The sequence below is a fragment of the Nocardia iowensis genome, from assembly GCF_019222765.1.
GTDB classification, from domain to species: Bacteria; Actinomycetota; Actinomycetes; order Mycobacteriales; family Mycobacteriaceae; genus Nocardia; species Nocardia iowensis.
This window is the reverse complement of sequence record NZ_CP078145.1, coordinates 5,399,382-5,412,874: the sequence shown is the minus strand read 5'-3', so window position 1 is coordinate 5,412,874 and position 13,493 is coordinate 5,399,382. Positions and strand designations below refer to the sequence as shown.

Below are 13,493 nucleotides of genomic sequence, written 5' to 3'. Positions count from 1 at the left end.
TGTTGAATCCCGATGGCTATCAGTGGTGAAGAGCTAGCCCGCCTCGGTGGGGGTGTTGACGATGGATACAAATCGCCATCCGAGGTCGGTACGTGCGGCGAGGAACGTGGCTTGGTAACTTTCGATCACTTGGCCCTGGCGGTCGTTTCTGGTGAAGGTCGTTTCGATGACTGCTGCCAGGTCGTTGAGGACACGCACGCTGCGTCCGGATTCAATGCTGTCGGCATAGTCGTCGTCGCTCAGGCGCTGAAGTTCCTGACCGTATGCCTCGAGCAGGGAACGCTGGTCGGTGAACGCGATGTAGCCCGCAGGAGTCATCAGGGAAATCGGAACCCCATAGAACTCCAGCACCCACGCCGTGTCCTCGCGCTGTTGCGCGGGGGAGGTGTGGTCGTGCCACGCGGCGACGTAGCGATCGAAAAACGCCTGCACCTCGGCGCTGATGTCGCTGCTCACGGGCAAGGTCATAGCGCGATGTTAGCGATGGAATTCACGAGGCCCTGGTGAGACGCGCCGCGTCGCGAACGGCGGGTCGGCCTTCTCCTGCCGCAGCGGCGGTAGCGTCGCTGTCTACCGCTGTCCCGTAGTCGAACCTCTATTCACCCTGACGGGCCGGATTGCCAGCGCAAAGCGTCAGTCGACCCCACCCGGACGCTATCCAGCAAGGTGAAAGTGTCGCAATGACTAGCCGATCAACAGGCTGGCGCGCCGAACTGTAAGCACCTGAATTCGGCAGATCCCGAGGTCCATACTCGGTTGACTCGTCCCTGGCGACGAACCAGCCGGAGGCACTCAATTCGGCCTGTCAGTGCGTTCGTGCCATCCTCGGCTCGGCGAGCCTGAACCGAGCGGGCCGCGGCGACAGCAGATACTGCGGTCGCTCGCAGGAGGCAAGGATGGTTCCGGCCGTCGGCCCGGGATTCACCTGCCCCAACCTTGTCCGGGTAGGGGATCCAGCCGAAAGCTCAGCTGCGCACCGAGTTCGCGGAAGCCGAGCGCGGCGGCGATCCACTGGGATTCCGCCGTGCGGGCACGCCACTGTGGCACCAAACCCTGCGTGAGAGCGTGTTCTGCGGCGGCCGAGGCGACCACACCAGCCGAACACACGACAAACGCCGACGAGGACGTTCGGGGCCGAGGAGGTCCGCCCGCTCGTGTGAATCGGGTTCAGGCTTGGGCCAGGCGAGTTGAACCCCGCCCACGCGGACCCATGCTCATGCTCCGTGTGTCTGTGATCCACGCAACGCTGGACCTCGAGTGGGCTCGAGGTTGCACGATGGTTCCGAGACCGTAATCGAGGAGGGAAGCGAACTGTGCCGAAACTTGACCGGATCATCGAGTCCGCGTTGTATGTCGACGACCTCGGTCGTGCCAGAAAGTTCTATACCGATGTGCTGCAACTGAAACCGATTCTCGAAGCGGATCCGTTGTGCGCGTTCGACATCGGAGGCGACAATGTGCTGCTGCTGTTCCGCCGCGGCGGATCGCTCGAACCGAAAGTGCTGCCCGAACCGGGTCTGCCGAACGGCGAGATCCCACCCCACGACGGCAGTGGCCGGCTCCATGTGTGCTTCGCGGTCTCCGAGGACCAACTGACCGAGTGGGAAACTCACCTGAACGCGCACGGCATCCCGATCGAAGGCCGGACCAATTGGGCACTTGGCGGACGCAGCATCTATTTCCGGGATCCCGACGAGCATCTCCTCGAACTCATGACACCGGGTAACTGGCCGACCTACTGAACCTCCTGACCAGGGCGAGTGCCCAGCCTGTGCTCCAGACGTCAATTCAGCCTGTATCCGCTCATCGTCAAGAGCGGATGTTCTGCGCCGCAATTGATCTCGCCGCACAGAACGCCCGCCACGCGGCATTACAGGATATCGAGAGGTTCGATGACTTTCGGAATCGGTCGTGGCTGCTGTCTCGAGGTCGTCTTCTGTCGCATATCGTCGCCGATCACCGTGCCCTGCAATAGCTTCAGCGAGAGTGGCTGTTCGGCCGGTGCCCGCGGTTGTGCGAAGGTGGTGTGAAGCATGATCGTGAGGAGAATCCGTGGCATTGATCTCGGCCGCTGTATGCCCACATCCGCCGGGACTGATACCCGACGTTGCCGGGGAGGCCGCCTCGCAGTGGGACCAATTGCGGGCTGCCTGCGCGGAATCCGTTCGCCGGCTGGATCTTCCTCAGTTGGGCATCGACGGCAGGGCTGCCGTCTTCGAGGGGTTCGGCGCGCGCCCTGCGGATGAGACGACACCCGAACTCGTGGTGATTGTGGGTGGTGACGATACGACCAGGACGTTCCACCCCGCCGGTGCGTATCCGAGCCTGCGGGCGCACGGCATCGACTGGTGGGGCGGCTGGGGACAGGATCACGACGAGTCGGCGCCGTTGCCATTGTCTCTTTCCCTCGGCTACTGGCTTCTCGATTTCGGCCGCCCTCCTGGAGTGCTCATGGCACGGGTCGAGTACCAGGCCGTGTCGTTCGATGCCTCACCGCAGGACTGCGCGAGGCTGGGGTGGGAGCTGGCCGGGCGCGCCGGGCGGGTCGCGATGCTGGTGATGGGAGAAGGGTCGGCGGTCAGGGGTGTCACGGTGCGGCCACACCCGGATGAGCGGTCCGGGCGCTATGACGCCGAGGTGGCAGCTGCGCTCGGCGAGGCCGACACCGAGGGGCTGGGTTGGCTCGATCCGGCGTTGTCCAATCGGCTGAACGCAACCGGCCGAGCGGCATGGCAGGTCCTTGCCGGGGCGGCTGACGGACAGCGATTCCAGGCAGAACTGCTGGCAGGTCCGGCATCCAGCGGCGTGGGATATTTCGTGGCCACTTGGACCCAGGGCTCGTAGCGACACCCGCGATAGCAGGACAGCCGACACACGCATCTCGGCAATACCGGATGTTCAGCACCACAACCGGTCTCGATGCCTTCGATTTCGCCGTACCAGCCTCGTTTTCGGCTCGTTTGCGGCGCAGTAGAAGATCGTGTTCGAGTTCGTAGATGGGCGATGTGGTGCGGGCGCTCAGCATTCCATACGCGCGAGCGGAACGATTCTCTCCTCCCGTTCAGGTCGTGCGGTACGAGGCGCGGGTCTACGCGTTCGAACGGGCCCCGGCCTCGCCGCAACTGCCACCGAAATTGTTCGACAAACTGATCGGCAGCGACGATCTTCGTACGGATGAGCACTGCCAGCGCTTGTCGGTCACAGTGCCGGCCGATGTCGGCGACAACGAACGGCTGCCGGTGCTGGTCTGGATCCATGGTGGCGGCAACGTCGCTGGTGCCGGCGATCTCGCCCAATACGATCCATGCGCGCTGGTTGTCGAACAACGCGTGGTCGTCGTGACCGTGACCTTCCGGCTCGGAATGTTCGGCTTCCTCGGCAACGGGACCGAGGTGCCCGCGAATCTCGGTCTGCTCGACCAGCTGACGGCGTTGCGGTGGATCCGGGACAACATCGCCGCGTTCGGTGGCGACTATTGTTCGGTAAGAACGGTCATGGTGGTGTGCCCCTGATATCGACGCCTGCCGAGCGCAAGTCGGCTTCGACCAGCGCCATCAGTCGGCCCCAGGCGGGTGCGATCTGCGCCTGGTAATCGTTGATCAGTCCAAACCGGGCCGCCGTGTCGGTCTTGCCTTGGAGGCTGGTGGGTATCGCCAGCAGCTCGGGGTTGGCGAGAAGGTGGGTGGTGATGGCCGTGGCGAGTTCGGCGACCCGCGGATCGTCGGGTTCCCATCCGCTGGCCTCCCAGTTGCGCTTGAGCAGGGTCACGTACTGGGCGTCGTCGAGGGAGTGCTCGATCTGGGTGAGGAAGTCGTCGAAGTCCCACGGGACCAACGCCTTGGCCAGCACAAGGCTCTCTCGGGACTGTGCAAGGTAGTCCGGGGGGAAGCCGAGGTCGGCGGCGCGGTCCAACAGCGCGCACGCGCGGTCGGGCAGCAGGAGCCGGTTTCCGGCGGCGAGCCGGTCCACCATGTCACGGCGAGCGATCAGCTCCTGGATCCGATCGGTCAGCCGTTGTTTGACCTGGGCCAGGTCGGCGGCGAACTGCTGCGGATCGGCGCCGAGCATGGTGCCGATCTCGGCCAGCGGCACGCCGGCTTCGGCCAGGGTCCGGACCTGGACCAGCCGCAGCACGTCGGACGAACCGTAGCGTCGGTGATCGAGGCTGTCGCGGCGGGGTTCCTCGACCAGGCCGAGCCGGTGGTAATGCCGCACGGTCTTCACTGTGACACCCGCGAAGGCCGCCGCTTGGCCGATCGTCAGACCACTCGTCATGTTCTCAACGGCTCCCGCTGCCGACGGCGGCGACTTCGCGCACGGCGTTGGCGATGGCACGGAAGTCCTTGCTCAGCACCTTGGAGTGGTTGCTGGCGACGGTCGCGCTCACCTCGATGTTCGGATTGCGGGCGAGCACCGGGCCGAGGTTGGCCCGTTGTATCTGCATTTCATCGGCCTCGCCGCCGAGGTTGCCGCCTGAGGCGACCACCCAGCGCACCGGCACGGTGAGATTGTCCAGCACCGGCTCGATCTCGGCGACGACCTCGTTGAGCTCGATGTTGACTTCGGCGTGCTGATCGCCGGTCATCCGGGCGGCCATGCCCAGCCGGCGGGCCACCGGAAACGCCCAGCGCATTCGGCGGAACAGACGGCGGACATCGTCGCGGGTCATGCTGCCGCGGCTGAACAAGTCGTATGGGTACGCGCCGTCGACCGGGACCACACCCAAGGCACGGTGCGGGTTTCGGCTGGCCCAGTGCACCCCCACCACCGCGCCGTAGGACCAACCCACCAGAATTGGCCGGTCTACCCCCCGCGCCGCGAGAACGACACCGACGTCGCGAACGCACGCCTCGAAGGAATAATCCGCCGAACGCCGCGATCGGCCGCGGGCCCGCTCGTCATAGGTGATGTGCCGCCAGCCCGGACCCAGGTCGGCGATGACGCGGCGCCAATGCTTCTGATTGGCATACGAGCCATTGAGGTAGATCACCGGAGTACCGGTATCACCAGTGTCGGTCACGGCCAGCGCCGTGTCCTCGACCGGCACCATACCGGTCCAGGACGAATCAGTCTGGTGCCCACGGTTCATCTTTGTCATGCACCTAGGGTGCGCCCCTGCCCTTAGGTCAACGCCACCCCAGACTTGCTCCACCGGTAGGTGTTCTGGATCACCCAACCTAGCCGCTGCCTTCCTGGCGATGCTTACTCCGGCTGGAACCGGATCTCCTTGGGGTCGACGGCGGCCCGCCGTCGACCGCGCGCCGCGCTCGAGGGCCGTGCCTTCAAGACCTACAGGTCGGTGATATCGCCGTCAGCGTCCACCTCTACGAGGACGCCACGCACTTCACCCCGACCCCGCACCCCGGCTATGTCACCTGTGGTGACAGGGGGTCACTGCCGCTACCTTTGTTCGGCGCCAGATGGAGGGCATCGAGTGCGAAATCTATTGCGGTGACCAGCCTGGCCTGGTCGTGCCCGGCGCGCTCCCTGACTCGTAGCCCCAGGACGGTGGTGAACAGGGATTCGACCGCGGCGTCGATATCGAGGGCGGCTGGCAGCTCGCCCGCCGTGCGCCCGCGGCGCAGGACCGCGGCGAGTGTGTCACGGGTGGCATCGAAGGCGGCTTCGATCCGTTGTCGCACGTCGGTGTCGGTGGCACCGAGCTCGGTGGCGGTGTTGACCACGAAGCATCCGTCGGCGACATCCGCGTCGGCCGCACCGCTGATCATCCAGATCATCCAGTCGCGCAACACATCCCGGCACGTACCCGGAGCTTCGAGACGGTCGCGGGATGCGGCCGAGTCGTGTGCGCGGTAGTGGTCGAGCGCGCGCAGGAACAGCGTGTGCTTGTCGGTGAAGGTCCGATACAGGCTGCTGGATTTCAGGCCGAGTTCCTCGCCCAGGTCACGGACCGAGGTGGCGTGATAGCCGCGACGCCGGAACACGGAGACAGCCTTGGCGACCACCTCTTGCTCGTCGAATTCTCGCGGTCTTGGCACAGGGCCAGGCTACCACTGTTGTGGATCGATCGCTCCCGTATTATCGTCTGCCTTATGGGAACGATCGCTACCAAATCGAGGAGACAACATTGATCGAGACACAACACGCGGCTGAACCGGTCACACTTCAGACGAATCGCTGGTGGGCCGTAGTAGCGGTGGCGATCGGGACGTTCTTGCTGGTGACGGCCGAGCAACTGCCGATCGGATTGTTGTCCCCGACCGGGGAAGCGCTGCGCGTCTCCGCGGGTATGGCCGGGCTGATGGTGACCGTGGCCAGCATCGTGGCCGCTGTGGCGGCACCGGTGGTTCCGCTGGTGATCGGACGGCTTGACCGCCGGGTACTGCTGATCGTCCTGATGGGGCTGATGACCGCCGCCAATGCGATATCCGCGGTGGCGCCGAACTTCGGGGTCATGCTGGTTTCCAGAGTGCTGGTCGGCATCGCGATCGGCGGGTTCTGGGCGGTGGCCGCGGGGTTGGCGGTGCGGTTGGTGACCGAGGCGGCGGTACCGAAAGCCACGGCGGTCATCTTCGGAGGGGTCGGCGCGGCGAATGTCCTCGGTGTCCCGCTCGGGACAGCACTCGGCGGGTTCGCAGGCTGGCGTCTGGCATTTGGGGCACTCAGCGTTCTGGCGCTATTGGTCTCCGTGGTCCTGATCGCGGTCCTGCCGCCGCTGGTCGCCACTGAGCCGGTCAGCCTTCGCCAGCTCGGCGAACAGTTCCGCAACCCCGGCGCCCGAGCGGGCATCCTGGCCACATTCCTCCTCGTGACCGGACACTTCGCGGCCTATACCTTCATCGGGCCGATCGTGCAGCAACTATCCAGAATCGGCGCCGAGTTCGTCGGTCCGCTGCTGCTGGGCTTCGGCGTGGCGGGCATTGTCGGAAATTTTGTCGCCGGCGCAGCCATCGGGCGAGCCATGCGACCGACCGTGCTCGGGATCGCCGCAGGCCTGGCGGGGCTGGTGCTGCTCTACCCACTGCTCGGCGAAGGCCCGACCAGTGGGGTGCTGCTGGTGCTCGGGTGGGGACTGATTTTCGGCGGCGCGTCGGTCAGCCTGCAGACCTGGATGATCAAGGCGGCACCCACCGCGGTGGAAGCCGCCTCCGCCCTCTGGGTCGCGGTATTCAACCTGGCCATCGGCCTCGGCGCACTGCTCGGTGGCGTGGTCGTCGACCACCTCGCCCTACCCGCGGTACTGATATTCGCCGGCGCGCTACTTATCTTGGCTGCACTGGCCATCTGGACGACCCGTGACTTCGACGCCGACCCCACCTCGCCACCGGTCAACCCTTGAGCACCCCGAGGCAGAACCCGCTGCTCGTTATACAGCTCGCGAGCGCCTGACACCATCGGCTGTTGTTCACCCAGACCGGGTGAACAACAGCCAAGCCATCAACTCTCACCGCAGCATGTGACGCGCCACAGTCGATCCTCTTCTGACGCACTGACATCGGCACTATCGAATGTTCTGCGCCGCAGTTGATCTCGCCGCGCAGAACGCGCGCCCAGCGGCATTATCGCTCACTCGCTCTGACTGATGTCAGCCTCACGAATGCAGGAGCTTTGCGAACATTGCCCACCAGGGCGGTGTCAGTACCGGTCGCTATGGTCACCGCATGACCCATCCGGCTCCGCGTACCTTCGACCAGGTTTGGACTCGTTTCCTGCATCAGCTCGGCATGTACTCGCCCGCCTCCGCCGCGACCCTGCAACCCGGCGCCACCGCCGAACAGATCGCGCACCTGGAAACTGTCCACGGTTTCGCGCTGCACCCCGACGTCCGGGCGCTGCTCGAACATCACAACGGCACCGTGTATGTCGACGGGAATGCCGTAGAAGGCACCGACTTCCTGCCGATGGGGTACATGCTCGACTCGATCGACCGGATCCTCGCCGGTCACGAATGGCGAACCACCTTCAGCGCCGAGAATCGAGCAATAGGCATTCCCGAGGAGACTCTCTACGGCCATGCCCACCAATGGGTTCCGATCGCTCACTCCATCGACGCCGGTATCTTGTTCGTCGAGCACCGCCCCGGACCGACCTACGGTCACGTCATCGAATTGGGTATCGGCTCGGGCGCTTTCGAAGGCACCCTGTGGGCCAACACGCTGCTCGAATTCTTCGACGCCCTCACACACTCCCTCGACACCCGCACCCCCTTTCACGACCAGACCCCCGGCGTGCGGGAGTCGAACCTCACCGAGGAGATCTATTTGCACTGGGACTGGGACGAGTGACCCTCCCCGAGACTCGAACGAGCCCTGGTAACCCCACGACTACGCCCTATCCGTTGATTTCTCGGCAGTCCGGAACCCCTATCGCTGACCCTCGCGTCCACCCGCTCGACACGTGCACACTGCCCGGTGCTGCCGCGAAATCGTTCAAATCTCGATACCGGCGGGGTTCAAAGCCATCCTGTATTCGGCAATATCGAATGTTCTGCGCGGCAGTCGATCTCGCCGCGCAGAACGCCCGCCACGCGGCAGGAGCGGACGTTGGCGCTATTCAAGCCTGTCGATGTCCAGATGGGCTGTACCTCCAGCATTAGCGATCGCGGCGGCCAGGTCGTGTGCGAAGGTGCTGATGGCTTGGTAGCTCGTCGGGACCAGGAGACGAGTTTCTGTCACGGTAGCGGCGGTCGGAGAATGAGCATCGATATCGATCATCGCGAGATGAACCGCGACCGCAAGTTGACCACGGCCCGTCAGAACGAAGGCGGCCAGGTCAACAGTCTCGTGGTCGCCCAGATCAGCGGAAACGCGAATTCGAGCGTCCCGCTTCCATGGATAGATTTGTAGCGCGCTGACCCACTCCTGTAGGTCCGAGTCGTTGAAGTAGCCGACAGCGGCGCCCGCGAAAGGTGGTACGCATGCCGAGACATGTAGCTCACCCACGCCGATGATCTCCTCGGGTTGATAGGTGACGGCCAGCCCGTCGGAAACGTCGAACACAGCTCGAACAATACGTTGGACCAACACTTCCGCGTCGTCACCAGCGCATGGTCGAACGACCACGCATCGGCAATATGGTGCGTTGAGGCCGTCGAGATGATCTCGGCACGTTGATCTTTCGAACGTGCCGCATGGCCGCTTCGAACCGCACGCCCAGCGGCAAGAGAGTGCATTTGCGAGAAGTTCTCGAAGCGCTGAACAATTGAATGGTCTTGCTGTGGGCGACCTGGGCATACTGTGCGGCATGGAGGTGGAGAGGCGGCTGTCGTGCAGATCGCGCGGTGAGCCGTTCGAGATCGAATCGGATCGTGGGCTCGTGCTGGCGCTGGAGGCGCTCGACGGAGCCTTCGGCTCGATCCGGCCACCCGCGGCAATCGACTGCTGCCCGCATTGCGAGAAGGCGCACGACTACGCTCCCCTCCTCACACGCCCGCGTCAGCAGCTGACCGGAACCGAACTGGGTGCCTATGCCTTCAGCGTGTTGAACACCGTTGGGTCCGCCGCTGATCTGCACTACTTGACCGGACGGATTCTGCAACTACTGCACAGCGATGACAGTCGAATGCCCGACATCGAAGTGTTCTACGACAAACTTCACAGGGCGGGTTGGACCTCCTGGCCGCAGGCCGAGGCCATCGGCGCTGTCTTCGATGCCCTCTGGCACGATCTGCTGACCCGCGACTCCTCACACGAGTCCGTCGAGACTCTGTTGTGCGCATTGGGTTTGGCTGAGGACACGATTGCACCTCGGCTGTCGCGTTGGGCCGACCTCGACTGCGATATCGCAGTCCGCCGACTTTACGAGTTCGTCACGTGGGGCTGCCGACAGAAAGACGGACTTCTCCTTCCGTGCAACACTTTCTGGAACCGGGCGTTACCGACCTACCGCGAACTGGTCGTCTGGCTCAACGAAGGACCGGCGCTGTGCGCGGTCACCGCAGCCTTCGATCGTTACGACGACCCCCACCTGCTCGAGGTCGTCGCGGGTATCCACGGTCTCCTCGTGATGTCCGGCCACGAGCACGACCACATCGCCTAATCGGCAATATGGTGCGTTGCGAGCGCGAGCTGGTCGGCTGTCTGGAGCGGGCAATTTGACGGTTTGAGGCGTACATCGGGTTTGATTCCACGGAAGCTGGGGTGGCGTAGCGAGCCGTCTGCTGAGTTTCGGTAGGCGATGTCGGCGACGAGGATTGGCTCGACGAAGTGTCCGGCCCGCAGGATCTCGCGGGATATGGGTCCGGCGATCGCTGGGTGGGTCAGGGCGATCTGATCGAGTGTGGCGCCTAGGATTTGGCGGGTTTTCATGGTGCAACCGGTTCCTATGCATCCGATATAGTTCAGATAGCCCTGCGCGTCATGACCGGCCAGGATGAGTGCGCCGAAGCTGTCGGCGTGTGCGCCAGTGCCCGGGAGCCAGCCTATGATCAACGCGTCGGCGAAGCGGCGAATCGCGGTCTTTACCCAGCTGCGGTTCCGGGCGTGGCGGTGGAGGCGGCGGCCCGCCGCTGCGAAAGCCCTGCCATCCCAGCTTCCGTCGAGCGCCGAGCTCATTACCCCTTAGCGTCGTGAGCACACCGACCATGGCGGCGAACAGCTGGTCAGTTCTGGTCATCACCAGATGCAACGATGTTGCATCCGATACAACCGGTCGGTGACTGGTCCCGAGATCGGTTCGACGCCGATGTGGCTGGCTCCCAGCGCGGTCCATTTGAATCCGGAGTCGGCGGTTTTCGAGTCGATGATCGCGGGTTAGGCACGAGCTCGACGTAGGCGCTCGGGCGCCTGCACGCGAACAGCCTCGCAGCACATCCGCGGGGCGCCATGCAGAGCCTCCCATCGAGCGTTGTGCGATGCCGCCCATACGCTGGCCGCCCACGCGACCTCCCGCTCCTCCAGGCTGAACCGGCGGCCCCGCACATCCTGATAAGCCGTCAGAAACGCGGCAGAGCTTTCAATCGGTGCAAGGATCGGCGGCCCGACCGCGCGGGTGAACGCGCCAGAAGCCGCACCCGTCAACGCCGCCTCCGGCTGCCAGGCCAAGCTGTCCCAGTCGTGAACGGTCCACACCTGACCGTCGCGCCAACGGAGGTTCTGAGCTTCGAAGTCGGCATGACCCAGCACACACGCCAAGTCGGCGGCCGACAACCGCTCGCGGGACCGTTCGGCTGCGTCGATGACGTACTCAGGCACACCGCTCTGGTCGCGCTCATCAAGGAACTCGATGGCCGGCCACAAGCCGGAATCCGCGTGATCCCACCGCACCCAGCGAGGATTCGGCAACGGAGGCGAGACGGCCACGCCAACCAATTCGGTCATAAGCCGGGCGAAGACTGCCGCGTATTGCATCGCGACATCAGGGGAGTCGCCACCCAAGATTTCCCCCTCGGGGCGGTACTGCTCCGCATGCACCGCCAAGGCACCGACCTTCACTACGGGAGTGAGCGGTCGGGCGCACGGAAACCCCTGAGTTGCCAACGCGGCCTGCGCGGCAACACACGATGCCACGCGGCCGTCGTCTTCTCGCACCTTCACCACGACGTCCTGCCCGCCAGCCAACCTCAGCCCGAACACCTCTGAAATCGACCGCCACTCGAACAGCACGCAGACTGGCTCATCCGCCAACTGGTCGATACACCAGGCGGCTATCCAGTCCGGCAAGTCGTCCAACAGCACGGTATGCACTCTCTCACGCAACGAATGGCGCAACGTTGGAACATGTGAACACCACCAGTTGAGTGCGCGGCGATCCACTACCGACCGCGCCCCTCGACCAGCCTGAATGCAACTGTCAACGCCGATCCCGGCGGCGGCTACCGGCCTAGCCGCAACTTTGTTGGCTTTGGATGCATCGCGAGTTCTTGGAGCCTGGCCGGTACGAATTGCGCTACGCGCATGAGGGGCGTGCTCAGCCCGGTCCGAAGCAAACCCGTAAGCGGCAATACAGTGCGTTCGAAGCCGAGGCTCAGAGTGCTTGCGCAGCGCATCAGCGCAGTTCTCGTTCGGTAGCGGCGGTCGACGATGCGCGCCGAGCAAATGTCGCATTCTGTGAACCGCTTCAGCGTGTTCATGCGCCGAAGTTCGGGAGCTCCGTGTCAGTGGGCTTCTCTACGCTGCCGCCCATGACCCTTTCCCGAATCAGACCGCACCACACTCCTATTGCCCTCTTCGCCTTCGAGCTTGTCGGCTTCGATCCTGGCGAGATGAACGCGCCCTCGTCCTCTGGGGCCTCGCTGCCGGGCGATGGTGGGCTCTCGCCGGTGGGGATGGTGTGAGAAGTGTTCAGACTCGATGGCGAGGTGCACGTCTCCTACGGCCAGATCTATGTTGAGAGTGCCCCCGGGGGATCCGGCGCGCGCATGGACGAGGCGTTCGTCGGGCAGAACTCAGGACTGTGCGGCGCCGCGGTACCCGGCGAACTTTTCCTGAGGACCGGTTTGCACACCGGCAACGTCGGTTTCACCGTCGAAGTGCGCGGCCAGGCTCCCTCGCTGGATCCGGCATGGGAAGACGTCGTGGAGGTCTCCTTCTACCCGCTCTCGGAGCAGAGCTTCCTGGTGCAGTGGGCTGGTGAGGATTCCTGGGAACTGGACTTGAAAGAAGGGCTCGACTACCGGGTGCGGTACTGCGCTCAGGGCATGGACCAGGCACGGGAGAAGGACGTCAGGCTCGATGATGAGCCAGTACTGGACCGTTACCTCCTACAGCTCTGGCCCGCCCCGCCCGAACCGGACCGCATAGTGCGCCAGACCTCACAGAGGGCGGCCCGCGCCCACGACTATGCCCGCCAGCTACCCGATGACGGGTTCCGCGTGCGGGCCATCATGGCCCAACGACGGGCATACCTCACTCCTGAGGGCACCGAATCGTTTTGCGACGCCGAATCTCCACACGGAATAGCGGATATGGCCGTCATCTCCCGCGAGGCCGATCTCCAGTCTGTCCGCGAGCAGTTGACATCGCTGAGCTCCTATCCCACAGCGCTGCCCTGGGATTGGACCGCCACCTTCGTCGTGCCAGCCGACGATCGCGTCGGTTACATCGAAGCGTTCCTCGAACAGATCGGTGAGCACGCCTTCGCCCTCGGTACTGTCCTGGCGTCGCTGGAATCGGGGGAAGACTACTACCTGGCCTTCGTGACACCGACCGAGTTCGAACAGCTCTCGCGGCTTCTCACCGCACACAGGATGAGCGCTGAAAGCGTGCGGGATGGCCGCTGGACGCGGAGCGTGAGCTGGGAAGAACGCGCAGCGAGCAGCGTGATCAGAGCCTGGGCTATAGCCAACGGCCACAAGGGCAGTGCAGCCCCCGGAGCGGCGATCACGTGGTCGCTCGAGAGCCCCGAGGCACCCGAGGAGGCCGGGCAGGACCGGCCCGCCTGACGCGTTCGGCGCCCGGGAATCCGCGCCCGCTATCCCGTCCCCAGGGCGGAAGTGGGTGGCCGCGTTCCGCGCCCGTGCCACAGCCCAACCGCACACAGTAGAAGCGCCAGGGACAGCTCCACCCATCCTCAAATCGGCATGTGCGCGGGTT

At 64.5% G+C, this 13,493-nt stretch carries 16 protein-coding genes; 8 read left to right on the top strand and 8 right to left on the bottom strand.

Features of this window, described 5'->3' with window-relative positions; all coding sequences use genetic code 11:
* Positions 1-33: 33 nt before the first annotated feature.
* Positions 34-456: a DUF6841 family protein gene (locus KV110_RS24880; RefSeq protein ID WP_218469695.1), complete on the bottom strand. Its 423-nt coding sequence runs from the start codon at positions 454-456 to the stop codon at positions 34-36.
* Positions 457-921: 465 nt separating this feature from the next.
* On the bottom strand, positions 922-1,047 hold the full coding sequence (locus KV110_RS41855) for a hypothetical protein (RefSeq protein ID WP_281427681.1): 126 nt from the start codon (positions 1,045-1,047) through the stop codon (positions 922-924).
* A gap of 266 nt (positions 1,048-1,313) precedes the next feature.
* Here KV110_RS41855 and KV110_RS24875 point away from each other — a divergent pair, with 266 nt between their 5' ends.
* From KV110_RS24875 to KV110_RS24865, 3 genes are all read left to right on the top strand, one after another.
* Entirely contained in the window at positions 1,314-1,742 is a 429-nt protein-coding gene (locus KV110_RS24875) for a VOC family protein (RefSeq protein WP_218469694.1), read from the top strand.
* A gap of 310 nt (positions 1,743-2,052) precedes the next feature.
* Positions 2,053-2,844 carry a class III extradiol ring-cleavage dioxygenase family protein gene (locus KV110_RS24870; protein WP_218469693.1) on the top strand — a complete coding sequence of 264 codons (792 nt, stop codon included), beginning with the start codon at positions 2,053-2,055 and terminating at the stop codon, positions 2,842-2,844.
* A gap of 152 nt (positions 2,845-2,996) precedes the next feature.
* Complete coding sequence (locus KV110_RS24865) at positions 2,997-3,512, top strand: carboxylesterase family protein (protein WP_218469692.1); 516 nt, start codon at positions 2,997-2,999, stop codon at positions 3,510-3,512.
* On the opposite strand, the gene KV110_RS24860 is transcribed toward KV110_RS24865, so the two are convergent.
* From KV110_RS24860 to KV110_RS24850, 3 genes are all read right to left on the bottom strand, one after another.
* Positions 3,493-4,275 (bottom strand): MerR family transcriptional regulator, encoded by a 783-nt coding sequence (locus KV110_RS24860; protein ID WP_218469691.1) that lies wholly within the window; start codon positions 4,273-4,275, stop codon positions 3,493-3,495. The two genes, KV110_RS24865 and KV110_RS24860, sit on opposite strands and share 20 nt — an antisense overlap.
* 4 nt (positions 4,276-4,279) lie before the next feature.
* The gene (locus tag KV110_RS24855) at positions 4,280-5,098 is read right to left on the bottom strand and encodes an alpha/beta fold hydrolase (RefSeq protein WP_343224117.1); all 819 of its coding nucleotides are present in this window, start codon (positions 5,096-5,098) and stop codon (positions 4,280-4,282) included.
* A gap of 268 nt (positions 5,099-5,366) precedes the next feature.
* On the bottom strand, positions 5,367-5,999 hold the full coding sequence (locus tag KV110_RS24850; RefSeq protein ID WP_218469690.1) for a TetR/AcrR family transcriptional regulator: 633 nt from the start codon (positions 5,997-5,999) through the stop codon (positions 5,367-5,369).
* 89 nt (positions 6,000-6,088) lie between these two features.
* Between KV110_RS24850 and KV110_RS24845 the strand changes: the two genes are divergently transcribed.
* On the top strand, positions 6,089-7,300 hold the full coding sequence (locus KV110_RS24845; protein ID WP_218469689.1) for an MFS transporter: 1,212 nt from the start codon (positions 6,089-6,091) through the stop codon (positions 7,298-7,300).
* A 322-nt stretch (positions 7,301-7,622) separates the two neighbouring features.
* The gene (locus tag KV110_RS24840; RefSeq protein WP_218469688.1) at positions 7,623-8,246 is read left to right on the top strand and encodes an SMI1/KNR4 family protein; all 624 of its coding nucleotides are present in this window, start codon (positions 7,623-7,625) and stop codon (positions 8,244-8,246) included.
* A gap of 264 nt (positions 8,247-8,510) precedes the next feature.
* Here the strand turns inward: KV110_RS24840 and KV110_RS24835 are convergent, their stop codons facing one another.
* Positions 8,511-8,960 (bottom strand): hypothetical protein, encoded by a 450-nt coding sequence (locus tag KV110_RS24835; RefSeq protein ID WP_218469687.1) that lies wholly within the window; start codon positions 8,958-8,960, stop codon positions 8,511-8,513.
* A gap of 217 nt (positions 8,961-9,177) precedes the next feature.
* On the opposite strand from KV110_RS24835, the gene KV110_RS24830 reads away from it, so the two are divergent.
* The gene (locus KV110_RS24830) at positions 9,178-9,999 is read left to right on the top strand and encodes a hypothetical protein (RefSeq protein WP_218469686.1); all 822 of its coding nucleotides are present in this window, start codon (positions 9,178-9,180) and stop codon (positions 9,997-9,999) included.
* On the opposite strand, the gene KV110_RS24825 is transcribed toward KV110_RS24830, so the two are convergent.
* Both KV110_RS24825 and KV110_RS24820 read right to left on the bottom strand, forming a co-directional pair.
* Complete coding sequence (locus KV110_RS24825) at positions 9,996-10,514, bottom strand: ATP dependent DNA ligase (RefSeq protein WP_218469685.1); 519 nt, start codon at positions 10,512-10,514, stop codon at positions 9,996-9,998. The two genes, KV110_RS24830 and KV110_RS24825, sit on opposite strands and share 4 nt — an antisense overlap.
* Positions 10,515-10,712: 198 nt before the next feature.
* Positions 10,713-11,636, bottom strand: coding sequence for an aminoglycoside phosphotransferase/kinase family protein (locus KV110_RS24820; RefSeq protein WP_218469684.1), 924 nt, complete (start codon positions 11,634-11,636; stop codon positions 10,713-10,715).
* Positions 11,637-12,082: 446 nt separating this feature from the next.
* Here KV110_RS24820 and KV110_RS24815 point away from each other — a divergent pair, with 446 nt between their 5' ends.
* Entirely contained in the window at positions 12,083-12,235 is a 153-nt protein-coding gene (locus tag KV110_RS24815) for a hypothetical protein (RefSeq protein WP_218469683.1), read from the top strand.
* Between the two features lie 3 nt (positions 12,236-12,238).
* Complete coding sequence (locus KV110_RS24810; protein WP_218469682.1) at positions 12,239-13,342, top strand: DUF6630 family protein; 1,104 nt, start codon at positions 12,239-12,241, stop codon at positions 13,340-13,342.
* The last annotated feature ends 151 nt before the right edge of the window (positions 13,343-13,493 follow it).